Origin of the sequence: Phytopseudomonas dryadis (genome assembly GCF_004327355.1) — a bacterium.
GTDB lineage: Bacteria > Pseudomonadota > Gammaproteobacteria > Pseudomonadales > Pseudomonadaceae > Aquipseudomonas > Aquipseudomonas dryadis.
Window position 1 is genome coordinate 152,891 of sequence record NZ_QJUM01000010.1, and the last position, 26,064, is coordinate 178,954.

General features: G+C 63.5%; 26 protein-coding genes. 8 read left to right on the top strand and 18 right to left on the bottom strand.

Features of this window, described 5'->3' with window-relative positions:
- Positions 1-571 precede the first annotated feature (571 nt).
- Positions 572-1,351, bottom strand: a complete 780-nt coding sequence (gene fpr / locus DNK34_RS10825) for a ferredoxin-NADP reductase (RefSeq protein ID WP_131174728.1) — start codon at positions 1,349-1,351, stop codon at positions 572-574.
- Between the two features lie 120 nt (positions 1,352-1,471).
- Here fpr and DNK34_RS10830 point away from each other — a divergent pair, with 120 nt between their 5' ends.
- Positions 1,472-2,398, top strand: coding sequence for a LysR family transcriptional regulator (locus tag DNK34_RS10830; protein ID WP_131174729.1), 927 nt, complete (start codon positions 1,472-1,474; stop codon positions 2,396-2,398).
- Positions 2,399-2,443: 45 nt separating this feature from the next.
- Here DNK34_RS10830 and DNK34_RS10835 read toward each other — a convergent pair whose 3' ends face one another.
- Together DNK34_RS10835 and erdR are read right to left on the bottom strand one after the other, a co-directional pair.
- Positions 2,444-2,809: a diacylglycerol kinase gene (locus tag DNK34_RS10835; RefSeq protein ID WP_131174730.1), complete on the bottom strand. Its 366-nt coding sequence runs from the start codon at positions 2,807-2,809 to the stop codon at positions 2,444-2,446.
- An 80-nt stretch (positions 2,810-2,889) separates the two neighbouring features.
- A complete protein-coding gene (gene erdR / locus DNK34_RS10840; protein ID WP_131174731.1) occupies positions 2,890-3,549 on the bottom strand; it encodes a response regulator transcription factor ErdR in 660 nt (219 codons plus the stop codon).
- Positions 3,550-3,723: 174 nt separating this feature from the next.
- Between erdR and DNK34_RS10845 the strand changes: the two genes are divergently transcribed.
- On the top strand, positions 3,724-4,626 hold the full coding sequence (locus DNK34_RS10845; protein ID WP_131174732.1) for a DMT family transporter: 903 nt from the start codon (positions 3,724-3,726) through the stop codon (positions 4,624-4,626).
- Here DNK34_RS10845 and DNK34_RS10850 read toward each other — a convergent pair.
- Complete coding sequence (locus DNK34_RS10850) at positions 4,610-5,320, bottom strand: tRNA-uridine aminocarboxypropyltransferase (RefSeq protein ID WP_131174733.1); 711 nt, start codon at positions 5,318-5,320, stop codon at positions 4,610-4,612. The genes DNK34_RS10845 and DNK34_RS10850 overlap by 17 nt on opposite strands.
- Before the next feature lie 581 nt (positions 5,321-5,901).
- Here DNK34_RS10850 and DNK34_RS10855 point away from each other — a divergent pair.
- Both DNK34_RS10855 and DNK34_RS10860 read left to right on the top strand, forming a co-directional pair.
- Positions 5,902-6,303, top strand: coding sequence for a quorum-sensing-regulated virulence factor family protein (locus DNK34_RS10855; RefSeq protein ID WP_131174734.1), 402 nt, complete (start codon positions 5,902-5,904; stop codon positions 6,301-6,303).
- Between the two features lie 90 nt (positions 6,304-6,393).
- A complete protein-coding gene (locus tag DNK34_RS10860; RefSeq protein ID WP_131174735.1) occupies positions 6,394-7,485 on the top strand; it encodes an LOG family protein in 1,092 nt (363 codons plus the stop codon).
- A gap of 85 nt (positions 7,486-7,570) precedes the next feature.
- Here the strand turns inward: DNK34_RS10860 and recX are convergent, their stop codons facing one another.
- The 3 genes from recX to DNK34_RS10875 form a co-directional block, all read right to left on the bottom strand.
- Positions 7,571-8,035, bottom strand: coding sequence for a recombination regulator RecX (gene recX / locus DNK34_RS10865; protein WP_131174736.1), 465 nt, complete (start codon positions 8,033-8,035; stop codon positions 7,571-7,573).
- Positions 8,036-8,044: 9 nt separating this feature from the next.
- The gene (gene recA / locus DNK34_RS10870; RefSeq protein ID WP_131174737.1) at positions 8,045-9,082 is read right to left on the bottom strand and encodes a recombinase RecA; all 1,038 of its coding nucleotides are present in this window, start codon (positions 9,080-9,082) and stop codon (positions 8,045-8,047) included.
- A gap of 83 nt (positions 9,083-9,165) precedes the next feature.
- Positions 9,166-9,678, bottom strand: a complete 513-nt coding sequence (locus DNK34_RS10875; RefSeq protein WP_131174738.1) for a CinA family protein — start codon at positions 9,676-9,678, stop codon at positions 9,166-9,168.
- A 78-nt stretch (positions 9,679-9,756) separates the two neighbouring features.
- Here DNK34_RS10875 and mutS point away from each other — a divergent pair, with 78 nt between their 5' ends.
- Both mutS and fdxA read left to right on the top strand, forming a co-directional pair.
- Entirely contained in the window at positions 9,757-12,330 is a 2,574-nt protein-coding gene (gene mutS, locus DNK34_RS10880; RefSeq protein ID WP_131174739.1) for a DNA mismatch repair protein MutS, read from the top strand.
- A gap of 143 nt (positions 12,331-12,473) precedes the next feature.
- Positions 12,474-12,797 carry a ferredoxin FdxA gene (fdxA, locus tag DNK34_RS10885; protein WP_131174740.1) on the top strand — a complete coding sequence of 108 codons (324 nt, stop codon included), beginning with the start codon at positions 12,474-12,476 and terminating at the stop codon, positions 12,795-12,797.
- Between the two features lie 933 nt (positions 12,798-13,730).
- Here fdxA and DNK34_RS10890 read toward each other — a convergent pair.
- From DNK34_RS10890 to DNK34_RS10940, 11 genes are all read right to left on the bottom strand, one after another.
- The gene (locus DNK34_RS10890; protein ID WP_131174759.1) at positions 13,731-14,756 is read right to left on the bottom strand and encodes an IS110 family RNA-guided transposase; all 1,026 of its coding nucleotides are present in this window, start codon (positions 14,754-14,756) and stop codon (positions 13,731-13,733) included.
- Positions 14,757-15,091: 335 nt separating this feature from the next.
- The gene (gene rpoS / locus DNK34_RS10895; RefSeq protein WP_131174741.1) at positions 15,092-16,102 is read right to left on the bottom strand and encodes an RNA polymerase sigma factor RpoS; all 1,011 of its coding nucleotides are present in this window, start codon (positions 16,100-16,102) and stop codon (positions 15,092-15,094) included.
- 111 nt (positions 16,103-16,213) lie between these two features.
- On the bottom strand, positions 16,214-17,071 hold the full coding sequence (locus tag DNK34_RS10900) for a peptidoglycan DD-metalloendopeptidase family protein (protein ID WP_411269303.1): 858 nt from the start codon (positions 17,069-17,071) through the stop codon (positions 16,214-16,216).
- Between the two features lie 58 nt (positions 17,072-17,129).
- Entirely contained in the window at positions 17,130-18,059 is a 930-nt protein-coding gene (locus tag DNK34_RS10905) for a polyprenyl-phosphate transporter (RefSeq protein ID WP_131174742.1), read from the bottom strand.
- 23 nt (positions 18,060-18,082) lie between these two features.
- Positions 18,083-18,751, bottom strand: a complete 669-nt coding sequence (locus tag DNK34_RS10910) for a protein-L-isoaspartate(D-aspartate) O-methyltransferase (RefSeq protein WP_131174743.1) — start codon at positions 18,749-18,751, stop codon at positions 18,083-18,085.
- Complete coding sequence (gene surE, locus DNK34_RS10915) at positions 18,748-19,500, bottom strand: 5'/3'-nucleotidase SurE (protein ID WP_131174744.1); 753 nt, start codon at positions 19,498-19,500, stop codon at positions 18,748-18,750. The genes DNK34_RS10910 and surE overlap by 4 nt, the downstream gene beginning before the upstream one ends.
- A complete protein-coding gene (gene truD, locus DNK34_RS10920; RefSeq protein ID WP_131174745.1) occupies positions 19,488-20,546 on the bottom strand; it encodes a tRNA pseudouridine(13) synthase TruD in 1,059 nt (352 codons plus the stop codon). Before truD ends, surE begins: the two co-directional genes overlap by 13 nt.
- Positions 20,543-21,016 (bottom strand): 2-C-methyl-D-erythritol 2,4-cyclodiphosphate synthase, encoded by a 474-nt coding sequence (gene ispF, locus DNK34_RS10925; protein ID WP_131174746.1) that lies wholly within the window; start codon positions 21,014-21,016, stop codon positions 20,543-20,545. Before ispF ends, truD begins: the two co-directional genes overlap by 4 nt.
- Before the next feature lie 222 nt (positions 21,017-21,238).
- Complete coding sequence (locus DNK34_RS10930; RefSeq protein WP_131174747.1) at positions 21,239-21,763, bottom strand: Dps family protein; 525 nt, start codon at positions 21,761-21,763, stop codon at positions 21,239-21,241.
- A 158-nt stretch (positions 21,764-21,921) separates the two neighbouring features.
- Positions 21,922-22,764, bottom strand: a complete 843-nt coding sequence (gene fghA / locus DNK34_RS10935; RefSeq protein ID WP_131174748.1) for an S-formylglutathione hydrolase — start codon at positions 22,762-22,764, stop codon at positions 21,922-21,924.
- 96 nt (positions 22,765-22,860) lie between these two features.
- Positions 22,861-23,973, bottom strand: coding sequence for an S-(hydroxymethyl)glutathione dehydrogenase/class III alcohol dehydrogenase (locus DNK34_RS10940; RefSeq protein ID WP_131174749.1), 1,113 nt, complete (start codon positions 23,971-23,973; stop codon positions 22,861-22,863).
- Between the two features lie 143 nt (positions 23,974-24,116).
- Between DNK34_RS10940 and DNK34_RS10945 the strand changes: the two genes are divergently transcribed.
- Both DNK34_RS10945 and DNK34_RS10950 read left to right on the top strand, forming a co-directional pair.
- Positions 24,117-25,010 (top strand): LysR substrate-binding domain-containing protein, encoded by an 894-nt coding sequence (locus tag DNK34_RS10945; protein WP_131174750.1) that lies wholly within the window; start codon positions 24,117-24,119, stop codon positions 25,008-25,010.
- Between the two features lie 120 nt (positions 25,011-25,130).
- Positions 25,131-25,454, top strand: coding sequence for an HPF/RaiA family ribosome-associated protein (locus tag DNK34_RS10950; protein ID WP_131174751.1), 324 nt, complete (start codon positions 25,131-25,133; stop codon positions 25,452-25,454).
- Positions 25,455-26,064: the final 610 nt, after the last annotated feature.

Below are 26,064 nucleotides of genomic sequence, written 5' to 3' on the forward strand. Positions count from 1 at the left end.
CCGCGGGGTCGCGGCTGCTACGGGATTACGGCAAACCACCGCCCATGCAGGAGCGCCGACCTCGGCGCGATGCGATCATGGTCATCCCGCAGAATCCTTGGCGTGGCCACCATTCGCCGCGGGGTCGCGGCTCCCACCCGGTTCGCGGCAAACCACCGTTCGGGTAGGACCGTCGACCTCGGCGCGATGCGATCGTGGCCATCCCACAGAATCCGTGGCGTGGCCGCCATTCGCCGCGGGGTCGCGGCTCCCACCCGGTTCGCGGCAAACCACCGCTCGTGTAGGAGCGCCGACCTCGGCGCGATGCGATCGTGGTCATCCCACAGAATCCGTGGCGTGGCCACCATTCGCCGCGGGGTCGCGGCTGCTACGACGTCAAATCGTCCCGGCGCTTGCTTCCCGGATACAAAGGCCAGCAGAAAACGCCAGGCATAAAAATTTCCGGGAGAATTTTTTAACGTCGTTGGCGACGGCCCGCAGGGTGGCCGCCAGGGATGGCAGGCCATAAAAAATCCGGAAGGCCGCGAGGCGTTCCGGATTCTTGTTGCTCGGGCCGACCGACCCGCGCCGCTTACTTCTCGACGAAGGCCCGCTCGATCAGGTAATCACCCGGCTCGCGCATGCGGGCGGAGACCTTGAGCCCGAAGCTGTCGAGCACCGCGCTGGTTTCGTCGAGCATGCTCGGGCTACCGCAGATCATCGCCCGGTCGTCCTGGGGATTGATCGGCGGCAGGCCGATGTCGGCGAACAGCTTGCCGCTGCGCATCAGGTCGGTCAGACGGCCCTGGTTCTCGAACGGCTCGCGGGTCACGGTCGGGTAATAGATCAGCTTTTCCTTCAGCGCCTCGCCGAAGAACTCGTTCTGCGGCAGGTGCTCGGTGATGAATTCACGGTAGGCCACTTCGTTGACGTAGCGAACGCCGTGAACCAGGATGACCTTCTCGAAGCGTTCGTAGGTTTCCGGGTCCTGGATCACGCTCATGAACGGCGCCAGGCCGGTGCCGGTGCTGAGCAGGTACAGGTGCTTGCCCGGGTTGAGGTCATCGAGCACCAGAGTGCCGGTGGGCTTCTTGCTGATGATGATCTCGTCGCCTTCCTTGAGGTGCTGCAACTGCGAGGTCAGCGGGCCATCCGGCACCTTGATGCTGAAGAACTCCAGATGCTCTTCCCAGTTCGGGCTGGCGATGGAATAGGCGCGCATGAGCGGACGACCGTTTTCCTGCTGCAGGCCGATCATCACGAACTGGCCATTCTCGAAGCGCAGGCCCGGATCGCGGGTGCACTTGAAGCTGAACAGCGTATCGTTCCAGTGGTGAACACTGAGAACGCGTTCGTGGTTCATGTTGCTCATCGATGGACTCCTGAAAACTTCACGGGCGCTGAAGCGTAAGCGCAATTGCGTGGCATTCTAATAGCGGCAAGAATATCTGTTAAATGAATTATCAAGATATAGGTTATCGGTTATATAGATATGCGATTTACCCTCCGTCAGCTCCAGGTATTCGTTGCCGTCGCTCAGCAGGAGAGTGTTTCCCGCGCCGCCGGTCTGCTCGCGCTCTCGCAATCGGCGGCCAGCACCTCCATCACCGAACTGGAGCGGCAATCCAGCTGCCAGCTGTTCGACCGTGCCGGCAAACGCCTGAGCCTCAACGCCCTCGGCCGGCAACTGCTGCCGCAAGCCGTGGCCCTGCTCGACCAGGCCAAGGAGATCGAGGATCTGCTCAACGGCAAATCGGGCTTCGGCTCTCTGGCGGTGGGCGCCACCCTGACCATCGGCAACTACCTGGCGACCCTGCTGATCGGCAGCTTCATGAAGGTGCACCCGGAAAGCCAGGTGAAACTGCATGTACAGAACACTGCGAATATCGTGCAACAAGTCGCCCACTATGAAATTGACCTGGGTCTAATCGAAGGCGATTGCAGCCATCCGGACATCGAGGTACAGGGCTGGGTCGAAGATGAACTGGTGGTGTTCTGCGCCCCCCAGCATCCATTGGCGCGGCGCGGCCACGCCAGCATGAAGGAGCTGACCGGCGAGGCCTGGATCCTGCGCGAGCAGGGTTCGGGAACCCGCCTGACCTTCGACCAGGCCATGCGTCACCACTCCGATGCCCTGGATATCCGCCTGGAGCTGGAGCACACCGAAGCGATCAAGCGCGCCGTGGAGTCGGGATTGGGCATCAGCTGCATTTCCCGCCTGGCCCTGCGCGATGCCTTCCGCCGCGGCAGCCTGGTGGCCGTGGAAACCCCGGATCTGGATCTGCGCCGGCAGTTCTATTTCATCTGGCACAAACAGAAGTACCAGACCGCCGCCATGCGCGAGTTCCTCGAGCTGTGCCGGGCGCTGACCGCCGGCATCAGGCGCAGCGACGAGATCGTGCTGCCCAGGGTCTGTTGACGGTTCAACGCAGCGCAGAAACGTCAACAGCCCTAGAGGGGGCACTCACCCCAGCAGAATGACGGCCCACACGCTGGCGATCAGCGTCAGGGATACCAGTTGGGCGGCACTGCCCATGTCCTTGGCACTCTTGGACAGTGGGTGAAGATCCAGGGAGATGCGATCGATGGCCGCTTCCACCGCCGAGTTGAGCAATTCGACGATCAGCGCCAGCAGGCACACCGCCACCATCAACGCCCGCTCGCCGCGGCTGACATCCAGCCACAGCGCCAGGGGGATCAGCAGCGCATTGAGCAGCAGCAGTTGGCGGAACGCCGCTTCGCCACGGAATGCCGCCCGCAGACCATCCAGCGAATAGCCGGCGGCATTGAGGATACGCCTGATCCCGGTTTGTCCTTTGAATGGCGACATCTACGTTCAACCGCTGCGGAAAGGGCCGGCAGATTAGGGGCAGTGCCCGCTTCAGCGCAAGCGGTGTTGAGCGCAGCGGGCTAGGCGGAGGACGCCGCGGGAATGGACTCCAGCTGCTGCAGCAACAAGGCCGCCTGGGTCCGCGTACGCACGCCGAGCTTGCGGAAGATCGCCGTGACATGCGCCTTGACCGTGGCCTCGGAAACGCTCAACTCATAGGCGATCTGCTTGTTCAGCAGGCCTTCGCAGACCATGGTCAACACGCGGAACTGCTGCGGCGTCAGGCTGGCCAGACCCGCGCTGGCGGCCTTCGCCTCGGCCGATACGCTGGCCGCTTCCTCGGTCTGCTGCGGCCACCAGACATCGCCGTCGAGCACCTGGCGCACCGCCTGCTGGATGACTTCCAGGGAACTGGACTTGGGAATGAAACCGCTGGCGCCGAACTCGCGCGAGCGCGCCACCACCGCCGACTCCTCCTGGGCGGAAATCATCACCACCGGGATCTGCGGATACTGCCCGCGCAGCAGAACCAGGCCGGAAAAACCGTAGGCGCCCGGCATGTTCAGGTCGAGCAGGACCAGATCCCAGTCGGTCTTCTCCCCAAGGCGGCTTTCCAGCTCGGCGATACTGGCCGCCTCGACCAGGTTGACACCCGCGCCCAGGCCCAGGGTCAGGGCCTGTTGCAGGGCACTACGAAACAACGGGTGATCGTCAGCTATCAGGATTTCATAAGCGACCATGGCAGATCCTGTTCTTTTTATAGGCATACCGTGCGGCACGTTCCGTCGCCTGCACTGGGTACTGCGGTCTGGCGTACATGCCCGCAGCGGCGTCCAGCATGCCCAGCACGGCCGGGGTGGTCAAGCGCGATGCTTTACGGCAAAGTCTGCGCCCCCGCAGCCGAGAGCCCGATCATGCCAAACCACGCCCTGCGCGCCGACCTGTTGATGCTGCTGACCGCGCTGATCTGGGGCTCGGCTTTCGTCGCCCAGCGCCTGGGGATGGACGCCATCGGCCCGTTTCTCTACAGCGGGTTGCGCTTCGCCCTGGCCGTGCTCATCCTGCTCCCGCTGATCCTGCTGCTGCATCGGCGTTCCGCTCGCAAGCCCGCCAGGGTGCTGAGCCAGCCCCTCTTGCTGGGCGGTTGCCTGATGGGCGCGGTACTGGCCCTGGGCATCAACCTGCAACAGGTCGGGCTGTTGTTCACCAGCGTCACCAATGCCGGCTTCATCACCGGCCTGTACGTCATCGTCGTGCCGCTGCTCGGCCTGTTTCTCGGCCACAAGACCGGCCTCGGCATCTGGCTGGGCGCGTCACTGGCGGTGGTTGGCATGTTCCTGCTCAGTGTCGGGGACGGCTTTCAGGTCGCCGCCGGCGACTGGCTGCAACTGGCCGGGGCCTTCGTCTGGGGCGTGCATGTGCTGCTGGTGGGCTTTTTCGCCGGACGCCACGACCCGCTGCTGCTGGCCATCGTACAGTTCGCCACCTGCGCCTTCATCAGCCTGCTGCTGGCCTGGATCTTCGAGGATCTGCGCGACGCCTCGATCATCGCCGCGGCGCCGGCGATTCTCTATGGCGGCGTCTTCGGCGTGGCGGTGGGCTTCACCCTGCAGGTGGTGGCGCAGAAGCACGCCATCGCCTCCCACGCGGCGATCATTCTTTCCCTGGAGGCGGTATTCGCGGCGCTCGCCGGAGCGCTGCTACTGGGAGAGTCGCTTGCCGTACGCGGCTACATCGGTTGCGCGCTGATGTTCGCCGGCATGCTGCTGGCGCAGCTGTGGCCGAAAAGCCTCCAAGCCGTTACAGAAAGGTCTTGAGCCGCTGGTGCAGCGCATCCTCCAGGTCGACGGCGCGCGGCGCCTTGGCCGCCAGGTAGTGCTGGCTGAACACATCCAGGTAGGCGTTCAGGGCATCGGCGGCGCGGACATCGCCGGCCAGCTCCAGGCACAAGGCGGCAACCTCGGCGGTGCACAGGTGATCGTCGCGCTTGGAACGGCGCAGGCGATAGCGCGACAGGGTTTCCGGCTGCAGGCCGAGTACCGGTAGGCGATCCAGGTACGGACTCTTGCGAAACATCTTGCGCGCCTGCGTCCAGGTCGCATCGAGCAGCACGAACAGCGGGCGCCTGCCCTCCTCCACCTGCACCGAGCTCACCACGCGCTCGGGCCCGGCATATTCTCCCGGAAAGACCAGGTAAGGCTGCCACTGCGGGTCATCGAGCAAAGCCGGCAACTGGGCGTCGACCTCGGTGCGCGACCAGCCGAATGCCGAGGTGTCCTCGATCACATCGGCGATCAGCCAGCCGGTATTGCTCGGCTTGAGCGCTTCGACATCGTGCATCAGCAGGCATACGCCCGACGCCGCCGACACCTGCGGGCGCCAGGCGCACAGGCAGTGGCTGCGCGCCAGACGGCAGGCCGGGCAACGCTCGGCCTTGGAGCCACGCGCCAGGAACGGCTTGGCGCTGCGGGCCAGGCGCGCGGCGCGCAAGACGGCAACGGCGTGGCTCACGGCTGCGCCCCCCGACAGGCCGGCGCGCACGATTGCAGGGGCGAACACGGGTGGTGACGGAGCTGAGCGAGTAAAGGCATGGTCGGCGCAGGCAGGGAACGGGCGCGCAGTTTACCAGCCAGCGCGCCGGCCAGGGTTAGAAGCTATGTCAGATAAGTTTTTTGTAGGAACAGAGGGCGCCTGCAGAAGAGCGGCAAACCGCCGACCGTTGTAAGAGCGTCGACCTCGGCGCGATGCGATCGTGGCCATCACACAAAGCGTGTCACGGCCGCCAATCGCCGCGGGGTCGCGGCTCCTACAGAGCCAGGGCAAGCCGCCGTTTTGCAGACCAAATGCTTAACTGAATGGTATTACGCCACTGCGGCCAGCGAGCGGTTGTCGCCGCGGTTGGCCCCTGCGGAGGTCTGACGAAACAGCAGGTCAGTTGCACCGACTCCAGGTTGTGGATCGAGGATGCCGGCAGCAAGAAACGGCCCCCATTGATAACATCGCTACAATCAGCATCCGCTCGGCTATACGCCGAAACGAACATAAAGGGTCGGTACGGGTCTATACCGACCACAGCCTTCAGGAGTTTCCCAATGCCGCGCTTCGCCCTGTCCGCCCTGCTTATCGCCTTGTCGTTTCCAGTGGCGCACGCCGCTTCGCTCAAAAGTCACGAGCTGACGCAGATGCTGGAAAAAGTGGCGCGGGAAAGCAGCGTCGGCACGCCGCGCGCCATCAACGAGGACATCCTCGACCAGGGTTACACCGTCGAAGGCAACGAACTGATCAACCATCTCAGCGTTCGCCCCGGGCACGCCGCGCAGATGCGCGGCAACCCCGATACGGTTCGCGCGCAGCTGGCCAACAGCGTCTGCAGCAACGCCGGCTACCGTCGCCTGCTGGTGAGCGGCGCGGTGCTCAGTTATCAATTCAGTGAAATCCAGAGTAACCGCCCGGTCACCACCGAGCGTTTCAGCAGGGGTGATTGCAGCCTGTAATGCCGGTGCAACGCCTTGCACGGCACACCCCGCAGCCCGGGGTCGCTGCCGGGCGCTGAAGCAGAGTGCCGCGGCACAAGGAGAAATAGAATGTCTTACGAACCGGACGCCCACCTGTCCCGCCACGTCCAGACCACCGGCCCGGAACTGGCCGATAGACTCGACGAACTGGCCGCCCAGATCGTTCCCCCGAACAGCCCGAACCTTGCGCTGTACCGGGAAATGCTGACCACCGTGGTGCGCATGGCCCAGGCCGATCGCAATCGCTGGGATGCCAAGATCATGCTGCAGACCCTGCGCGAAATGGAGCAGGCCTTCAGTGTGCTGGAACGCTTCAAGCGACGCCGCAAGGTCACCGTCTTCGGCTCCGCACGCACTCCGCCCGGCCATCCGGTGTATGCGCTGGCCCGGGACCTGGGCGCCACCCTGGCGCGTTACGACCTGATGGTCATCACCGGGGCCGGCGGCGGCATCATGGCGGCGGCCCATGAGGGGGCTGGCCGGGAAAACAGCCTGGGCTTCAACATCACCCTGCCGTTCGAACAGAGCGCCAATGCCACCATGCAAGGCAGCGACAACCTGCTGTCCTTCCACTTCTTCTTTCTGCGCAAGCTGTTCTTCGTCAAGGAGGCCGACGCACTGGTACTCTGCCCCGGCGGCTTCGGCACCCTGGACGAAGCCCTCGAAGTGATCACCCTGATCCAGACCGGTAAAAGCCCGCTGGTTCCGGTGGTACTGCTCGACGAGCCCGGCGGCAACTTCTGGCAGAGCCTGATCGACTACATCCAGCAGAACCTCGACAGCAACGGCTACATCCTCGCCAGCGACATGAACCTGATGCGGCTGGTCTACAGCGTCGAAGACGCGGCCGAGGAAATCGCCCGTTTCTACAGCAATTTCCACTCCAGCCGCTGGCTGAAGGATCAGTTCGTCATCCGCCTCAACCACGCGCTGACCGATGAAGCCCTGGAATACCTGAACCAGAACTTCGTCGACCTGTGCAAAAGCGGAGGCTTCCAGCAGCAGCCCTGCTGCGCATCGGAACAGGACGAACCGGAACTGCGCAACCTGCCACGCCTGGCCTTCGCCTTCAGCGGACGCAGCGCCGGCAGGCTGCGTGAACTGCTCAACACCCTCAACCAGCCACGGTACTGGCGCCAGGACAGCACCCGCAAAGGGTAGCGGCACAGCCTGGAGCGGCAAAGGTGTCGGGGAATGGGGCGGGGCTTGAAGGGCTGGAGGTGCTCAGGCGCTCATCGACGGTTGGCTACTCATCGCCCGCGCCGCGCAGCAGTTGCCCCACCAGATCCATGGGATAACCGCGATAACCGAGAAAGCGCCCCTGCCGGGCACGCTCGCGGACATCCCTGGGCAACTCGCCGGCGAACTTGCGTTGCCAGGTTTCCCGCAGCGCTTCGCGCCAATCGATACCGCTGTCGCGCAGGGCCTGGTCGACATCGGCACGGGCCAGACCCCGCTGGACCAGCTCCTCGCGGATACGCAACGGCCCATGCCCGGAACGGGCACGGTAGCTGACGAAACTCTCGAGATAACGTGCTTCGGACAACAGCCCTTCTTCGCCGAGGCGATCGAGGGCCGTGTCGATATGCTCATCACTGGCGCCACGCTGACGCAGCTTACGCGCCAGCTCGACACGACCATGCTCGCGGCGCGCCAACAGGTCCATCGCGGCATGGCGCACCGCAAGCAGGTTGTCCAGTATCACGGGCACGGAGCTGAATCAGGCGTCGACGTCTGCTTCGACAGCCGAATGGGCCTTGACCGTCGGGCTGACGACGAGCAGCTTCTCGCGGATCAGACCCTCGATGGCGCGACCCACTTCCGGGTTGTCCTCCAGGTACTTGGCCGCATTGGCCTTGCCCTGGCCGATCTTGTTGCCCTGGTAGCTGTACCAGGCACCGGACTTCTCGACCAGGCCCTGCTGCACGCCCAGGTCGATGATCTCGCCGTTGCGGTAGATACCCTTGCCATAGAGGATCTGGAACTCGGCCTGGCGGAAAGGCGGCGCCACCTTGTTCTTGACCACCTTGACGCGGGTTTCGCTGCCGACCACCTCGTCGCCTTCCTTCACCGCACCGGTACGACGGATATCCAGGCGTACCGAGGCATAGAACTTCAGGGCGTTGCCACCGGTGGTGGTTTCCGGGCTGCCGAACATCACGCCGATCTTCATGCGGATCTGGTTGATGAAGATCACCAGGCAGTTGGCGTTCTTGATATTGCCGGTGATCTTGCGCAGCGCCTGGGACATCAGACGGGCCTGCAGGCCGACGTGCATGTCGCCCATTTCACCTTCGATTTCAGCTTTCGGCACCAGCGCCGCCACCGAGTCGACGATGATCACGTCGATGGCATTGGAACGCACCAGCATGTCGGTGATTTCCAGGGCCTGCTCGCCGGTATCCGGCTGGGAAACCAGCAGGTCGTCGACATTCACCCCCAGCTTGCCGGCGTAGTCCGGGTCCAGGGCGTGCTCGGCATCGACGAAGGCACAGGTGGCGCCCAGCTTCTGCGCTTCGGCGATCACCGACAGGGTCAGCGTGGTCTTGCCGGAGGATTCCGGCCCGTAGATCTCGACGATACGGCCCTTGGGCAGGCCGCCAATGCCGAGGGCGATATCCAGCCCCAGGGAACCGGTGGAAATGGCCGGGATGGCCTGGCGATCGTGATCGCCCATGCGCATGACCGCGCCTTTGCCGAATTGCTTTTCGATCTGGCCCAGTGCAGCCGCCAAAGCGCGCTTCTTGTTCTCGTCCATTGCAGTCCTCACGTGATCAGAAGGGCCTGACGGCCAATTACTGTATAAGTAGACAGTATTATTCCACAGGGCAAGTCGCTCGCCTACCCCGTTGATGGATTTTCTTCGGCGAGCAGTTTCAGCAGCCCCTGCAAGGCGCTCGCCACGGTTTGTCGGCGTACCTGCTCGCGCGCCCCCGGGAACAGATGGCGGGCGCTGAACAGCCGTTCTCCGTCGCCCCAGGCGATCCACACGGTCCCCACCGGCTTCTCCGCACTGCCGCCATCCGGGCCCGCGATCCCGCTGACCGCGACCGCGTAACGCGCGCCACTCTGTGCCTGGGCGCCACGCACCATGGCCTCCACCACCTCACGACTGACCGCGCCAACCGAGGCGAACAGGGCTTCGGGTACTGCCAGCTGGCGGCTCTTCTGCGCATTGGAATAGGTGACGAACCCCGCCTCGAACCAGGCCGAGCTGCCCGGAATCCGCGTGATCGCCTCGGCGATGCCGCCACCCGTGCAGGATTCGGCGGTGGTCACCTGCGACGCGTGGGCGAGCAAACCCTCGCCAAGCTCGGCGGCGAGCCGGGTCAGGGACCGATCATTCATATTCATCTGCACTCCGGGGTTAAAGCCAGGCGGTGGGATACCGTACACTAGGCGTTTTTGCAATTCAGCCGGACACTCGACACGATGAGCCAAAGCGACCTCAGTTCCCACACCCCGATGATGCAACAGTACTGGAAACTGAAGAACCAGCATCCCGACCAGCTGATGTTCTATCGCATGGGCGACTTCTACGAGATCTTCTATGAAGACGCGAAGAAGGCCGCCAAGCTTCTCGACATCACCCTCACCGCCCGCGGACAGTCCGCCGGGCAGGCGATTCCGATGTGCGGCATTCCCTACCACTCCGTGGAGGGCTACCTGGCCAAACTGGTCAAGCTCGGCGAATCCGTGGTCATCTGCGAGCAGATCGGCGATCCGGCCACCAGCAAGGGCCCGGTCGAGCGCCAGGTGGTACGCATCATCACCCCCGGCACGATCAGCGACGAAGCCCTGCTCGACGAACGCCGCGACAACCTGCTGGCGGCCGTACTCGGCGACGAGCGGCTGTTCGGCCTGGCGGTGCTGGACATCACCAGCGGCCGCTTCAGCGTGCTGGAGATCCAGGGCTGGGAAAACCTGCTGGCCGAGCTCGAGCGCCTCAACCCGGTCGAACTGCTGATCCCCGATGACTGGCCCCAGGGCCTGCCGGCCGAGAAACGCCGCGGTTCGCGCCGCCGCGCGCCCTGGGATTTCGAACGCGACTCCGCGCACAAGAGCCTGTGCCAACAGTTCGCCACCCAGGACCTGAAGGGCTTCGGCTGCGAAAACCTGACCCTGGCCATCGGCGCTGCCGGCTGCCTGCTGGCCTACGCCAAGGAAACCCAGCGCACCGCCCTGCCGCACCTGCGCAGCCTGCGCCACGAACGCCTCGACGACACGGTGATCCTCGACGGCGCCAGCCGCCGCAACTTGGAACTGGACGTGAACCTGGCCGGCGGCCGCGACAACACCCTGCAATCGGTGGTCGACCGTTGCCAGACCGCCATGGGCAGCCGCCTGCTCGGGCGCTGGCTGAACCGTCCGCTACGCGATCGCGCGATTCTCGAAGGCCGCCAGGAGTCGATCGCCTGTCTGCTGGAACGCTACCGCTTCGAAACCCTGCAGCCACAGCTCAAGGAAATCGGCGATCTGGAGCGCATCCTCGCGCGGATCGGCCTGCGCAACGCGCGCCCACGGGACCTGGCCCGCCTGCGCGATGCCCTCGCCGCGCTGCCGGAACTGCAACGTGCGATGGCCGAGCTGGAGTCGCCGCACCTGGGCACCCTGGCCACCACCGTCAGCACCTATCCGGAGCTGGCCGAGCTGCTGGCCAAGGCCATCATCGACAACCCGCCCGCAGTGATCCGCGATGGCGGCGTGCTCAAGACCGGTTACGACGCCGAGCTGGACGAGCTGCAATCGCTCAGCGAGAACGCCGGCCAGTACCTGATGGACCTGGAAACCCGGGAAAAGGCCCGTACCGGCCTGGCCAACCTCAAGGTCGGCTACAACCGCGTGCACGGCTACTTCATCGAACTGCCGAGCAAACAGGCCGAGTCGGCCCCTGCCGATTACATCCGCCGCCAGACCCTGAAAGGCGCCGAACGCTTCATCACCCCCGAGCTGAAAGAGTTCGAGGACAAGGCACTGTCGGCCAAGAGCCGCGCCCTGGCCCGCGAGAAGATGCTCTACGACGAACTGCTGGAAAAGCTCATCGCTCACCTGGGCCCGCTGCAGGACAGCGCCGCCGCCCTGGCCGAACTGGACGTGCTGAGCAACCTGGCCGAACGTGCGCTCAATCTCGACCTCAACCGTCCGCGCTTCGTCGATGAGCCCTGCATGCGCATCGTGCAGGGGCGCCACCCGGTGGTGGAGCAAGTGCTGACCAGCCCCTTCGTGGCCAACGACCTGAAACTGGATGACAGCACACGCATGCTGATCATCACCGGCCCGAACATGGGCGGTAAATCCACCTACATGCGCCAGACCGCACTGATCGTGCTGCTCGCCCATATCGGCAGTTTCGTACCGGCGGCCAGTTGCGAACTGTCGATGGTCGACCGCATCTTCACCCGCATCGGCTCCAGCGACGACCTGGCCGGTGGTCGCTCGACCTTCATGGTGGAAATGAGCGAGACCGCCAATATCCTGCACAATGCCAGCGAACGCAGCCTGGTGCTGATGGACGAAGTAGGCCGCGGCACCAGTACCTTCGACGGCCTGTCGCTGGCCTGGGCAGCGGCCGAGCAACTGGCCAGCCTGCGCGCCTGTACCCTGTTCGCCACCCACTATTTCGAACTGACCGTATTGCCGGAAAGCCAGCCGATAGTCGCCAACGTGCACCTCAACGCCACCGAGCACAACGAGCGCATCGTCTTCCTCCACCATGTTCTGCCGGGGCCAGCCAGCCAGAGCTATGGCCTGGCCGTGGCGCAACTGGCGGGGGTGCCGGACAGCGTCATTCTCCGGGCCCGCGAACACCTGGCTCGCCTGGAAACCACCAGCTTGCCCCACGACCTGCCCGCCCAGGGGGGAGGACAATCGGTCGCGCCCATGCAGAGCGACCTGTTCGCCAGCCTGCCGCACCCGGTGCTGGACGAGCTGCAGAAGGTCAATCCAGACGACCTCAGCCCGCGCAAGGCGCTCGAGCTGTTATATGCATGGAAAGCGCGAGTCTAACGCCGCAGCGAACAAACTGTTAGAATCCCGCGCGCTCCGGAAGCGCTGCGGCCCCTAGCCTGGCATGACAGCTCCAGTTTCCCGAGCCGAGGAGCTGCTTATGAGGGGCAGTTCCCTGCCGTAGCCCGAGGAGAAAATTAGAAATGACCTTCGTCGTCACCGACAACTGCATCAAGTGCAAGTACACCGACTGCGTGGAAGTCTGTCCGGTGGACTGCTTCTACGAAGGCCCGAATTTCCTGGTGATCCACCCGGACGAGTGCATCGACTGTGCGCTCTGCGAGCCCGAATGCCCGGCCCAGGCCATCTTCTCCGAAGACGAAATACCGGCCGGCATGGAAGAATTCGTCGAACTGAACGCCGAACTGGCGGAGATCTGGCCGAATATCACCGAACGCAAGGACGCCTTGGCCGATGCCGAAGAATGGGATGGCGTGAAAGACAAGATTCAGCACCTGGAGCGCTAGGCGCCAGGATGGCCCAGGCCCGGCAAACCGCCCTGGTTCGAGAATGCCGCTCCCCTTGCCGGGTGAGCGGCATTTTTTATGGCCTGCCATCCCTGGCGGCCACCCTTCGGGCCGTCGCAAGCGACGTTAAAAATGGCTCCCGGCCATTTTTTATGGCACGCCATCCTGCGAGCCATCGCAAGACCGCATTAGGAATTTCTCCCGGAATTTTCCTGGGCTTCGCATTGCCCTGCCCCAAGGAAGTCTCGGACCTGCATTTCAGCAGGCAAAAAAAGGGGCGGTTTTACCCGCCCACTCTTTTTTCCCTATTCCCTTATTTCCAATCATCTTCCTGATGAATCGCTTCCAGCGATGTTCCTGGTCATCTTCCTTGACAACCTGTGCTTGTCCTTAAGCACGGTTCCGATAGTAATGCCTTCGCGATTCTTCACAACCGCTTGGATAAAGAAGCGGAAATACCCAACAATTCCTGTCGGATAAAAATAATTTCTTATATATCAATAGATTAATTGAAGAAGATGGAGGCAAGGGATCTTTCCCACGGCAGAACGCCCCGTATGGCTTACAGCATCTGTAAGCGAACACTTACATGAACACGAACAAAATTACCGGGAACCATTTTTCACATCGCTGGCGACGAGCCGCTGGGGGTTGCCCGGGGATGGCAAGCCACAAAAATCTATGGTCACCCCCGTTTCTGCAATACTGATCAGCGATGGGTGGTTGGCTTGCCTAAATCTATCCGGCGTTCATATGGGGCATGCTCCGCGCCACGATGAGAGTCGCGCCTGGCGATCCTGAAAAACCCGGCGGCTTCCAAGAGCCGATTTTTGTGTCAGGTTCTTCGCCAGGCCGGTGGGCCGTTCACGTCATCCATTGTTCAGCATCGCAAAACCTGAAAGGGTGTTTCATGGTACAGCTGTAATGGCGGGGTCAGGCGGCGGTAGCGCCTGGCCCTGCCTCAAATTCCGAGTGTTTGGCTGCAATCGCCCAGGCGATGCGGGCGAACTTGTTGGCCAAGGCACACACCACCACATTCGAGTGGCGCCGCTCGCGTAGCGAGCGCACCCAGTCGGCCAAGGCACCTTGCTGGAACGCCAGGCGTTGCAGGTAAACCCTGGCGCACTGCACCAGTAGCCGTCGCAGGTTCTTGTCGCCACGCTTGCTGATACCCAGCAGATTGGCCCTGCCTCCCGTACTGTATTGGCGTGGCACCAACCCCACCGACGCTGCGAAATCACGACTGCCACCATACTGTCTGCCATCGCCCATCTCGGCACACAGCAGGCTGGCCGTGATCGGGCCAACGCAGGGGATCGTCAGCAACCGGCTGCCAAGATCGTCCTCGGCAAGCTGGCTGGCCATTTCCTTGTCCAAGGCCTTGATCTGCTCGTCCAGGTAGCAGAAGTGCTCATGCAGGCGACTCAGCAGCCTGACCAGGCGCGGCGGCAACTCGTGCTCGGCCAACGTGCACGGTAGCTGCCTGACCAGCGACAGCCCCTTGGGCAGACTGATACCGAACTCCAGCAGGAAGCCGTGGGCCTGATTGGCCGTCTTCGCCCGGTCACGCACCAGGGATTCGCGCATCCGGTGCAATACCGACAAGGTTTGCTGGGCTTCGGTCTTCGGCGTTACGAAGCGCATCGTTGGCCGGGAGGCCGCTTCACAGATCGCTTCGGCATCAAGGAAGTCGCTCTTGTTGCCCTTGACGAAGGGACGCACGAACCGCGGCGAGATCAGTTTCACCTCATGCCCGAACACCTTGAGTTGGCGCGCAATGAAATGCGCTCCGGCGCAGGCCTCCATCACCACCGTGCAACTGGGCAGCTTGCCCAGCAATCGCATCATCTGCTGCCGGGTCGTCTTCTTGCGAAAAACCTCTCGACCCGCCTTGTCCTGCCCGTGCAGGTGGAAACTGTGCTTACCGAGATCGATACCGACCAGTGCGACTGTGCTCATGGTGATGGTCTCCAAAGTAAAACACCCTGCCAAAGCCTAGCCCTGACAGGGTGTGGGGGTGACCATCTCATTAACCCGGCTGGCGCCCAATGCCGATCAGATAAGGTTTTTGTAGGAGCAGGGCGTCTACAGAAAAGCGGCAAACCGCCGCCCGTGTAGGAGCGCCGACCTCGGCGCGATGCGATGGTGGTCATGCTGCAAAAAACGCGATATGGCCACGATTCGCCGCGAGGTCGCGGCTCCTACAGAGCCAGGGCAAACCGCCGTTTTGCGAGCCAAATGCTTAACTGACCGGCATTAGGCTGGCGTCGGGTTTTCTGCTTGAAAACACCTGGCTACTGGAAGAGTGAATCGCTGGAGAGGCCGTTCTTTTCCAGGATCTCACGCAACCGCTTGAGTGCTTCGACCTGAATCTGGCGCACCCGTTCCCGGGTCAGGCCAATCTCCTGACCGACCTCCTCCAGCGTGCAGCTTTCATGACCACGCAGGCCGAAACGCCGCACCACCACTTCCCGCTGCTTGTCGGTCAGTTCGGACAGCCACTGATCGATACTCTGCGACAGATCATCGTCCTGCAGCAGTTCGCAGGGATCGGTCGGACGGTCGTCGGTGAGGGTGTCGAGCAGGGTCTTGTCGGAGTCCGGGCCCAGCGACACATCGACGGAAGAGACCCGTTCGTTGAGGCCCAGCATGCGTTTGACCTCACCTACCGGCTTCTCCAGCAGGTTGGCGATTTCTTCGGGGGACGGTTCGTGGTCGAGCTTCTGGGTCAACTCGCGCGCGGCACGCAGGTAGACGTTGAGTTCCTTGACCACATGGATGGGCAGGCGAATGGTGCGGGTCTGATTCATGATCGCCCGCTCGATGGTCTGGCGTATCCACCAGGTGGCGTAGGTGGAAAAGCGGAACCCGCGCTCCGGATCGAATTTTTCCACGGCGCGAATCAGGCCCAGGTTGCCCTCTTCGATCAGATCCAGCAGCGAAAGGCCGCGATTGACATAACGCCGCGCGATCTTGACCACCAGCCGCAGGTTGCTTTCGATCATGCGTTTGCGCCCGGCAGGGTCGCCCTTCTGCGCCAGGCGCGCGAAGAACACTTCCTCTTCCGGAGTGAGCAGGGGTGAGAAACCGATTTCGTTGAGGTAAAGCTGAGTGGCGTCCAGCGCCCGGGTGTAGTCGATGTACTTGTGCTGCCTGCTGCCGGTGGATTGCTTGGGCTTGCCGCGCGCCGCTGGCGCCGAACCCGCCTGCTCGCTTGCCACATCGTTCAGGTCGATGTCGGGCTCCATCAGGAGCACTTCATCGTCGATGTCAAACTCCGGCGCTTCTTTTGGATTGAGTGCCATTTTTGTTGTCCCATCCCTTGCTGAGTTCGACCAGCAAGCCCTGATGCCGCCCATCTCCATGGCTACATCCGAGCCCGTCCCTCCCACATGAGAGAACGGACGAGCGACAAATCAACGGCGCGGCAAGTATTGCAATGGATCTACAGGTTTACCCTGGCGGCGAATCTCGAAGTGAAGCTTCACCCGGTCGGTTCCTGTGGAACCCATCTCGGCAATCCTCTGCCCGACTTTGACCTGTTGCCCCTCCTGTACCAACAGCCTGCGGTTGTGACCGTAGGCACTCACATAGGTATCGCTGTGTTTGATGATCACCAACTCGCCGTAGCCCCGTAAACCACTCCCGGCGTAGACAACTGAGCCATCAGATGCAGCCAGGACAGGCTGTCCCAATTCCCCGGCGATATCAATGCCTTTATTCAAACTACCGTTTGAGGAGAAACGTCCGATAATCGCACCGTTTGCCGGCCAGGCCCACCCCGATGCGGAACGCTGAACCGGCTGTACCGGGGTGGTCGCGGGTGTGCTTGGCACAGGCGTGGCGGGTTGACTGGGTGCGCGCGCTGGCGGTGCCTGAACCGGCGCGGATGGCTGGCTGGGCGTACTCACCACCGGCGCAGAGGCGATGACCGGAGCACTGCTGGCTGGCTGGCCATCGAAACGAATGACCTGCCCCACGCGGATGATGTAGGGAGCGGCGATGCCATTGCGCGCGGCCAGGGCTTTCCAGTCCCAGCCATAGCGAAAGGCGATCGAATAAAGTGTATCGCCACGTTGCACGCGATACTGGCCGGAGGTGACCGGCTGGCGCTGCGCCACGCCGCGATTGTTGCGATCGACCACCTGGACCCCGCCAGCAGGTGAGCTGGCGCAGCCACTGAGCAGCGTGCCGATCATCACGACCGCCAACAGGCAATGCAGGCCATGTGCGCCGCTGCCGAAAACCCGCCCTTGAATGGCTGTGGAACTCACCCGTATCTCCCTTGCCGATGGCCGTGAGTCGACCGCTAAAGTCACGCGTCCAGGTACCTCAATCGTTGTCCGGCTGGCGCCGACGCGCCAGCCATTCGACGCCGAGCACCAGCACGATCGCACAACAGGCCAGGCTCAGCGCCAGCAGCAACTGCGCATCCTCGCCACTGGTAGCGGCGAACTGCCATGGCAACAGGTTTTCCTGCACCAGGGGGAATGCCTCGCCGTGCCGGTTGGTCTGCCAGGAAAGCGTCTGTTTCCAGGGCCATACCTTGGCCAGCGAGCCGAGCATCAGGCCAGCGAGAAAGGCCATGGTCAGATCGCGCATGTTCGCCAGCAACCAGCTGAGCAACTTGGAAAAGCTCAACAGGCCCAGCACGCAGCCGGCGCAGAAGATGGCGAGCACGCCCAGATCCAGATTCTTCACTGCCCCGAGTATGACCGGATAGAGGCCGAGCAGTACCAGGATGAAGCTACCGGAGATACCGGGCAGGATCATCGCGCTGATGGCGATGGCGCCGGCGAAGAACAGCACCAGCGGATCGGCGGAAAGCTGCAGGGGCACGGCCAGGGTGATCCACAGGGCCAGGCACAGGCCAAGGGCGAATCCCACCAGGCGATTGGGCCGCCAGGCCTCGACCTCGCGCCCGACCAGGTACACGGAGACCATCACCAGGCCGAAGAAGAAGGCCCACAGCGGCACCGGATGCTCGTTCATCAGGTAGCTGATCGCCCGCGCCAGGGTGAAGATGCTGCTCAGAATGCCGAGCAGTACCACCAGCAGAAAGCCCGCGTTGCAGGCCTGCCAGGCGTCCTTGATACGGCCGCGAACGAACAGCATCAGCGCTTGCGGCATGGCGGCGAAGGAGCCCAGGAGCTTGTCGTATATGCCGGTGATCAGGGCGACGGTGCCGCCCGAGAAACCGGGCACGACGTCGACGGCGCCCATGGCCATCCCTTTGGTATACAACAGCAAGGTTTTTTTCATGGTTCCTTCCGCTAAAGCGTGGGTCAGGCCAGAGGCCCGTTGAGCAAGGGTACGAACCGTACCGCATCGAGCACATGCCGGGAAAAACCCTGCTCCTCGCGGACGATCAGCAGCAGCTGCTGCACGTCGCCGGTCCCGACCGGAATCACCAGGCGTCCTCCCGGAGCCAGTTGGTCGAGCAGCGCCTGCGGCACTTCGGCCGCCGCCGCGGTGACGATGATGCCGTTGTACGGTGCCAACGCCGGCCAGCCTTCCCAGCCGTCGCCCCAGCGGAACACGACGTTGCGCAGACTCAGTTTGACCAGCCGTTCCTTCGCCCGTTCCTGCAATCCCTGGATACGCTCCACGGTAAACACCCGCTCGACCAGTTGCGCCAGGATCGCGGTCTGGTAACCCGAGCCGGTACCGATCTCCAATACCTTGTCCAGCGGCCCGGCCGCCAGCAGTAGTTCACTCATGCGCGCGACCATGTAAGGCTGCGAGATGGTCTGGTTGTGGCCGATCGGCAGCGCCGTGTCCTCATAGGCGCGGTGGGCCAGCGCCTCGTCCACGAACAGGTGCCGGGGCGTGCGCCGGATGACCTCGAGCACCTGGGCGTTGGACAGCCCTTCTTCATAGAGACGCTGGATCAGACGCTCGCGCGTGCGCTGCGAGGTCATGCCGATACCGTGGCGGTCGTGCTCCCTGTTCATTGCACCAGCCCCTCCAGCCAGGGTTGCAAACGGTTGAAGGCATCCCGATGGGTACGGTCCAGCAGCAAAGGCGTGACCGACACGTAGCCCTGCATCACCGCATGGAAATCCGTGCCCTGGGCACCATCCTCGACATCACCGGCGGCAGCGATCCAGTACCCCTCCTTGCCGCGCGGGTTGACGACCTTGACCGGCGCCGCGGCGCGGGCGCGGTGACCCAGCCGGGTCAACTGCACACCGCGGATATGGTCGAGGGGCAGGTTGGGGATGTTGACGTTGAGCACCGTGCGCGGCGGCAGGTCGAGCTGCTCGTGGGCCTCCACCAGCTTGCGCGCGAAATAGGCGGCGGTGGGCAGGTTCTCCGGCGAGCGCGAGAGCAGCGAAAAGGCAAAGGCCGGACGCCTCAGGAAACGGCCTTCGAGGGCGGCGGCAACGGTACCGGAATACAGCACGTCATCGCCCAGGTTGGGCCCCAGGTTGATCCCGGCGACCACCAGATCGGCAATCTCGGGCAGCAGCCCGTGGAGACCCAGGTGCACGCAATCGGTCGGCGTGCCGTTGACGCTGATATAGCCGTTGGCCAGGGTACACGGGTGCAGCGGGCGGTCCAGGGTCAGCGAACTGCTGGCGCCGCTCCGATCACCATCGGGTGCGATCACCGTGCAGTCGGCGTAATCGGCCAGCGCAGCGTGCAACGCGGCGAGGCCCGGTGCGGCCACGCCGTCATCGTTTGAAATCAGAATACGCATGGGTTGTCCGTCTGCCCTGTCGGCAAAAGGTCGACGATTTCGCGCACCAGTGCGGTGGCGAAACATCCAGCCGGCAGGACGAATTCCAGTTGCAGAATGTCAGGCTCGGGATAATGCCACGTCAAACCGCTAATGGGGAGGCGCAGGATACGCCGTTCGTGCGCCATGCCCGCTTCTGCCAACCAGGCGGCCAACTGCGCCTCGCTATCGGCAATGCCCTGTTCCAGTACTCGAGTGGCTCCGCCTGCCGGAGACTGGCCCTCGCCCCACAGCGGCCCGGTCGGGTGCAAATCCAGCTGAGCCAGCCGTGGGTCCTGGCATTCGGCTTCGCCGGCGGCGAAGAAACTGCGGCTGTCGGTGAACGCCAGCAGGTCGCCGGGCAACGCCTGGTTCCAGGTACCGGCGGCGACACGCTCGGCCAGCACGCGATTGAAAATGAAGCTGCGCGCGGCGGACAACACCCGCGAACGCACATTGCGTTTCTCGGGCAGTGCCTTGCGCTCGGCGAAGTGCCGGGCGTGGGCGACGTTGCCGCCCTCGAAACCGAAACGCTGCGCGCCGTAATAGTTGGGAATGCCCTGGGCGGCGATCTGCTGCAGACGGGCGTCGAGCGCGGCGCGATCAGCCTGCAACCGGGTCAGACGCAGGGTGAAGCCGTTGGCGGCATGGGCGCCGCGCTGCAACTTGCGCGAGTGGCGCACCTGCTTGAGGATGGCCAGGGTTTCATCCTGGGCCGCACCGAGATCGGGGTCGCGCTTGCCCGGCAGATGGATGCTGAACCACTGGCGAGTCAGCGCTTGGCGATCCTTCAAGCCCGCATAACTGATCATCCGCACGGGCACACCCGCGGCACGCGCCAGGCGACGCGCGGCATCCTCGGTATTCAGGCCACGCTTCTCGACCCACAGCCACAGGTGCTCGCCAGCAGCGGACAGCTCGATATCCAGCACTTCATCGACCTGGAAATCCTCGGCCGTGGCCTTGAGCACGGCCTGACCACAGGGCTCGCCATGGGCGCGCGGGCCGAGCAGTTCCAGCTCGGTCATGCGCCGACCAGCAAGGCGACCGCGTGCACGGCGATACCTTCCTCACGGCCGACGAAGCCCAGCTTTTCCGTGGTGGTGGCCTTGACGTTGACCTGATCGAGGTCGACCTGCAGATCCTCGGCGATCAACTGGCGCATGGCTTCGATATGCGGCGCCATCTTCGGCGCCTGGGCGATGAGGGTGGCATCGACATTGCCGACCTTCCAGCCCTTGGCCTGCACCAGCCCCACGACGTGACGCAGCAGCACACGGCTGTCGGCGCCCTTGAAATCGGGATCGGTATCCGGGAAATGCCTGCCGATATCGCCCAGCGCCACGGCGCCGAGCAAGGCGTCGGCCAGGGCGTGCAGCAGCACATCGCCATCGGAATGGGCGACCAGCCCGAATGGATGGGGAATGCGCACGCCACCCAGGGTGATGAAATCGCCTTCGCCAAAACGGTGCACATCATAGCCATGGCCAATCCGCATGAACCGATGCCCTCGCAAAAAGGCCGATTCTAACCGAAAGCCACGCGCGGGTGCGGTTGCCACGACGGCGGCAGGCTACAAGGTTGCAGGCAACGTTTGGCGTCTTTCAGCTTCCAGGGCCTATTGGCAATGCGGACGTGGAGCGCCCAGGGATCGCATGCCCACGCCGGAGCATGGGCACGCTCACGCCGTTGGCGGCGCTGGCGCTCCTTGGGAAAGGGATTATTCGCCGAGGCTGGAGCGCAACATCCAGGCGTTCTGCTCATGCACGCCGATCCGCGCGACCAGCATGTCATGGGTGAACAGATCGCCCGCCTCGTCCGCCAGTTCGGCGAATTCGCTCATACGCCGCGCCACGGCCTCATTGTCCTTGACCAGTTCGGCGATCATTTCCCGGGTCGGTTTGTGCGGCGCTTCGTTCTCGATCACGGTGAGCTTGCGGAAGGAGTCGCTGCCCGTCGGCGCCAGCTTGCCCAGGGCGCGGATGCGCTCGGCGATGGCATCGGCCGCCTGATGCAGTTCGTTGTACTGCTCGTCGGTCAGCTTGTGCAGGCCATAGAAGTTGGGGCCTTGCACGTTCCAGTGCACGCCGAGGGTCTTGGCGTACAGGGTGTAGCTGTCGGCCACCGCCCTGCTCAGCGCGTCAGCGACCTTGTCGCGCACGGCACTGTCGACGCTGGTGTTGAGGGCAATGCCATCACCCTTGACCTTTTGCTGCGCCGCCTTCGGCTTCGGTGTTCTGGCCATGAATCGTTCTCCGAGGATTATGAAAGGGTACGTGCTGCTCTGGGGTCCGTGCCGTTTCATTCACGGCAACGGCTCCTAACTACTGACTCCTGGCAGCACGAGAACATTCCATGCAAATTTCCGCGAAGACCCGAGCCGCCCTGTGCCGGGCGGCGTTCTCAGGCCCGGGAGAACGCCTCGGCATGATGGCGCAGATGATCCTCGATGAAGCTGGCGATGAAGTAGTAGCTATGGTCGTAGCCCGGCTGCATGCGCAGGGTCAGCGGATGACCGGCCGACCGGGCTGCCGCCTGCAGGACCTGGGGTTTGAGCTGGTCGTCGAGGAAGTCGTCGCGGTCGCCCTGATCCACCAGGATCGGCAGCTTTTCCGTGGCCTCGGCGATCAGCACGCTGGCATCCCATTCGCGCCAGCGGGAACGGTCGCTACCCAGGTAATGGGAGAAGGCCTTCTCGCCCCAGGGGCAGTCGAGCGGGTTGCTGATCGGCGAAAACGCCGAGACCGAGCGGTAGCGGCCAGGGTTCTTCAGCGCACAGATCAGCGCGCCATGGCCGCCCATGGAATGCCCGGCGATGCCGCGCTTGTCCGTCACCGGGAAGTTGGCCTCGATCAGCGCCGGCAGCTCCTGCACCACGTAGTCGTACATGCGGTAATGGCGTGCCCAGGGCTCCTGGGTGGCATTGACGTAGAAGCCGGCGCCGAGGCCGAAGTCATAGGCCCCATTGGCATCGTCCGGCACACCCTCTCCACGCGGGCTGGTATCCGGGGCGACGATGATCAGGCCGAGCTCGGCCGCCAGGCGCTGGGCACCGGCCTTCTGCATGAAGTTCTCGTCGGTGCAGGTCAGGCCACTGAGCCAGTACAGCACCGGCAGCCTGGCACCCTGCTCGGCCTGTGGCGGCAGGTAGACGGCGAACACCATGTCGCAGTTGAGCGAGGTGGAGCGATGGCGGTAGCGCTTGTGCCAGCCGCCAAAGCTCTTGTTGCTGGAAACGATTTCCATGAAAAGCCCCAAAAGACGAAAAGAGCCGAAAAAAGCGCTGGAGGCTGAACGAAACAGCGATCCTCGTCCAGCCTCAAGCCTCCAGCGTTGTTCTCGTCAATAGTGGATGACGGTGCGGATGCTCTTGCCTTCGTGCATCAGGTCGAAGGCGTCGTTGATCCGCTCCAGGCCCATGGTGTGGGTGATGAAGGTATCCAGCGGGATATCGCCCTTCTGCGCCTTCTCCACATAGCTCGGCAGTTCGGTACGGCCCTTGACGCCGCCGAAGGCCGAACCGCGCCAGACGCGCCCGGTGACCAACTGGAACGGACGGGTGCTGATTTCCTGGCCGGCGCCGGCCACGCCGATGATCACCGACTCGCCCCAGCCCTTGTGCGCGCACTCCAGCGCCGCGCGCATCAGTTGCACGTTGCCGACGCATTCGAAGCTGTAATCCACGCCGCCATCGGTCAGCTCGACGATCACGTCCTGGATCGGCTTGTCGTGATCCTTCGGATTGACGAAGTCGGTCGCGCCCAGCTCGCGGGCCACGTCGAACTTGGCCGGGTTGATGTCGATGGCGATGATGCGCGAGGCCTTGGCCATCTTCGCCCCGATGATCGCCGCCAGGCCGATGCCGCCCAGGCCGAAGATCGCCACCGTGGCGCCCTCTTCCACCTTGGCGGTATTGAGCACGGCGCCGATGCCGGTGGTCACGCCACAGCCGAGCAGGCAGACCTTTTCCAGCGGCGCCTCCTTGGGAATCACCGCCAGGGACACTTCCGGCAGCACGGTGTATTCGGAGAAGGTCGAGCAGCCCATGTAGTGATAGATCGGCTCGCCGTTGTAGGAGAAACGCGTGGTGCCGTCGGGCATCAGGCCCTTGCCCTGGGTGGCGCGCACCGAACTGCACAGGTTGGTCTTGCCGGATTTGCAGAATTTGCACTCGCGGCATTCGGCGGTGTACAGCGGGATCACGTGGTCGCCGACGGCGACCGAGGTCACGCCCTCGCCGATGGCTTCGACGATACCGCCGCCTTCGTGGCCGAGAATCGACGGGAATACGCCCTCGGAGTCGGCGCCGGACAGGGTATAGGCATCGGTATGGCAGACACCGGTGGCGACGATGCGCACCAGCACCTCGCCCGCCTTCGGCGGCGCGACATCCACTTCGACGATTTTCAGCGGCTCGTTGGGCGCGAAAGCGACGGCGGCGCGGGACTTGATCATGGGGGCTCTCCAGAGTGGTCGACAATGGGGAGGAAGTGTAGATGACTGACGCTGGGTAAATAATCAGCGCGTTTGCAAAACATTATTGCCATTCAGGGATAATCCACAGCATCGTAGGCGCATGAACGACGCGGGGAGAAGTCATGAATCGCTGGGAAGGCATGGATGAATTCGTCGCGGTGGCCGAATGCGGCCAGTTCACCGCGGCGGCGGAACGCCTGGGGCTGTCGTCATCCCAGGTGAGCCGGCAGGTCGCCCGCCTGGAGGAACGCCTGCAGACCCGCCTGTTCTACCGCAGCACCCGCAAGGTGGCGCTGACCGAAGCCGGGCAGACCTTTCTGCAGCATTGCCAGCGTCTGCAGGATGCCCGCGAAGAAGCGCTGCGCGCCGTGGGCGACCTGGGCAGCGAACCCAAGGGGCTGCTGCGCATGACCTGCGCGGTGGCCTATGGCGAGCGCTTCATCGTGCCCCTGGTGACCGCGTTCATGGCCCGCCACCCCCGCCTGTCGGTGGATATCGAGCTGAGCAACCGCACCCTCGACCTGGTACAGGAAGGCTTCGACGTCGCCATCCGCCTGGGCCGCCTGCAGGACTCGCGGATGGTCGCCACGCGCCTGGCGCCACGCCGCATGTACCTGTGTGCCGCCCCCGACTACCTGCAGCACTACGGCCGCCCCCACAGCCTCTCCGAACTGGTTCGGCACAATTGCCTGGTCGGCAGCAGCGATCTGTGGACTTTTCAGCTCGATGGCCGCGAGACTTCCTTGCGGGTGCAAGGCAACTGGCGCTGCAACAGCGGCCAGGCGGTGCTGGATGCCGCCCTGCGCGGCCTCGGCCTGTGCCAGCTACCGGATTACTACGTGCTCGAACACCTGCGCAGTGGCGCCCTGGTGTCCTTGCTCGACAATCATCAACCTCCCAATACCGCGGTGTGGGCGCTGTATCCCCAGCAGCGCCATCTGTCGCCGAAAGTCAGACAACTGGTCGATGCCCTGCGCAGTGGGCTGAGCCAGCGCGCCGAGTACGCGGGGAGCTGACAGGCGCTCTTCACTCATAGAATGTCACAACCCGCCACGAACCTTGCCCGCCCGCAGCGCGTCCCAATCCATGAGTCCCAGGCAAGGGGCTCGTGAACTCACCAGCATGAGGACAAGGTTATGCAGGTTCTGGTCAATAGCGGAAAACACGTCGACACCTCGATGGCCTTCAAGACAGACATACGCGGTCGGGTGCGCGACAAGCTACAGCGTTATGAGGAGCACCTCACCCGCGTGGAAATTCATCTTTCCGACGAGAACGCGCTGAAAAGTGGCCCACAGGACAAACGCTGCAAGGTGGAAGCACGCATGAAGGGACGCGACCCCATGTCGGTTTCCTATGATGCCTGCGAAATGCAGCAGGCCATCGACGGCGCCATGAACAAGCTCACCAGCGTGCTGGATCGGAACCTGGGCAAGAACGCCAAGAAGTGGATTCACTGAGAGCGGCCCACTTGCCCGTAGGAGCGTCCGTCGCCTCCGGCGCGAATCGATGGTGGCCTTGCCGCATTGCCGGCGCCGCCTGCACCATTCGCCCCAGGGGCGGGGCTCCTACAAGTCACTAGAACAGCCCGATTCAGTAGGAGCGTTGCCTCCGACGCGAATCGATGGTGGCCTTGCCGCATTGCCGGCGCCGCCTGCACCATTCGCCCCGGGGGCGGGGCTCCTACAAGTCACTAGAACAGCGCCGATTCAGTAGGCGCGTCGCCCTCGGCGCGAATCGATGGTGGCCTTGCCGCACTGCCGGTGGCGCCTGCACCATTCGCCCCGGGGGCGGGGCTCCTACAAGTCACTAGAACAGCCCGATTCAGTAGGCGCGTCGCCCTCGGCGCGAATCGATGGTGGCCTTGCCGCACTGCCGGTGGCGCCTGCACCATTCGCCCCGGGGGCGGGGCTCCTACAAGTCGCTAGAACAGCGCCGATTCAGTAGATACTCTGTTAGTGGTCAAGCGTTTTTCAGGTGTTCATTGCTGAATAGCTCGGATGAATCGAAAGGCACACCGAGCTTCAGGCAAGCCCAGACGCCAGTCAGGTATTTACGCATGACTGCACA

Coding starts and splice junctions, on each gene's coding strand:
- fghA (WP_131174748.1), bottom strand. CDS start 22,764: ATGGAAATCGTTTCCAGCAACAAGAGCTTTGGCGGCTGGCACAAGCGC.
- ispF (WP_131174746.1), bottom strand. CDS start 21,016: ATGCGGATTGGCCATGGCTATGATGTGCACCGTTTTGGCGAAGGCGAT.
- DNK34_RS10930 (WP_131174747.1), bottom strand. CDS start 21,763: ATGGCCAGAACACCGAAGCCGAAGGCGGCGCAGCAAAAGGTCAAGGGT.
- fdxA (WP_131174740.1), top strand. CDS start 12,474: ATGACCTTCGTCGTCACCGACAACTGCATCAAGTGCAAGTACACCGAC.
- DNK34_RS10860 (WP_131174735.1), top strand. CDS start 6,394: ATGTCTTACGAACCGGACGCCCACCTGTCCCGCCACGTCCAGACCACC.
- truD (WP_131174745.1), bottom strand. CDS start 20,546: ATGACCGAGCTGGAACTGCTCGGCCCGCGCGCCCATGGCGAGCCCTGT.
- mutS (WP_131174739.1), top strand. CDS start 9,757: ATGAGCCAAAGCGACCTCAGTTCCCACACCCCGATGATGCAACAGTAC.
- DNK34_RS10945 (WP_131174750.1), top strand. CDS start 24,117: ATGAATCGCTGGGAAGGCATGGATGAATTCGTCGCGGTGGCCGAATGC.
- DNK34_RS10910 (WP_131174743.1), bottom strand. CDS start 18,751: ATGAACAGGGAGCACGACCGCCACGGTATCGGCATGACCTCGCAGCGC.
- DNK34_RS10890 (WP_131174759.1), bottom strand. CDS start 14,756: ATGAGCACAGTCGCACTGGTCGGTATCGATCTCGGTAAGCACAGTTTC.
- DNK34_RS10830 (WP_131174729.1), top strand. CDS start 1,472: ATGCGATTTACCCTCCGTCAGCTCCAGGTATTCGTTGCCGTCGCTCAG.
- DNK34_RS10875 (WP_131174738.1), bottom strand. CDS start 9,678: ATGAATATGAATGATCGGTCCCTGACCCGGCTCGCCGCCGAGCTTGGC.
- DNK34_RS10845 (WP_131174732.1), top strand. CDS start 3,724: ATGCCAAACCACGCCCTGCGCGCCGACCTGTTGATGCTGCTGACCGCG.
- DNK34_RS10855 (WP_131174734.1), top strand. CDS start 5,902: ATGCCGCGCTTCGCCCTGTCCGCCCTGCTTATCGCCTTGTCGTTTCCA.
- DNK34_RS10905 (WP_131174742.1), bottom strand. CDS start 18,059: ATGAAAAAAACCTTGCTGTTGTATACCAAAGGGATGGCCATGGGCGCC.
- rpoS (WP_131174741.1), bottom strand. CDS start 16,102: ATGGCACTCAATCCAAAAGAAGCGCCGGAGTTTGACATCGACGATGAA.
- DNK34_RS10940 (WP_131174749.1), bottom strand. CDS start 23,973: ATGATCAAGTCCCGCGCCGCCGTCGCTTTCGCGCCCAACGAGCCGCTG.
- recA (WP_131174737.1), bottom strand. CDS start 9,082: ATGGACGAGAACAAGAAGCGCGCTTTGGCGGCTGCACTGGGCCAGATC.
- DNK34_RS10835 (WP_131174730.1), bottom strand. CDS start 2,809: ATGTCGCCATTCAAAGGACAAACCGGGATCAGGCGTATCCTCAATGCC.
- fpr (WP_131174728.1), bottom strand. CDS start 1,351: ATGAGCAACATGAACCACGAACGCGTTCTCAGTGTTCACCACTGGAAC.
- surE (WP_131174744.1), bottom strand. CDS start 19,500: ATGCGTATTCTGATTTCAAACGATGACGGCGTGGCCGCACCGGGCCTC.
- erdR (WP_131174731.1), bottom strand. CDS start 3,549: ATGGTCGCTTATGAAATCCTGATAGCTGACGATCACCCGTTGTTTCGT.
- DNK34_RS10950 (WP_131174751.1), top strand. CDS start 25,131: ATGCAGGTTCTGGTCAATAGCGGAAAACACGTCGACACCTCGATGGCC.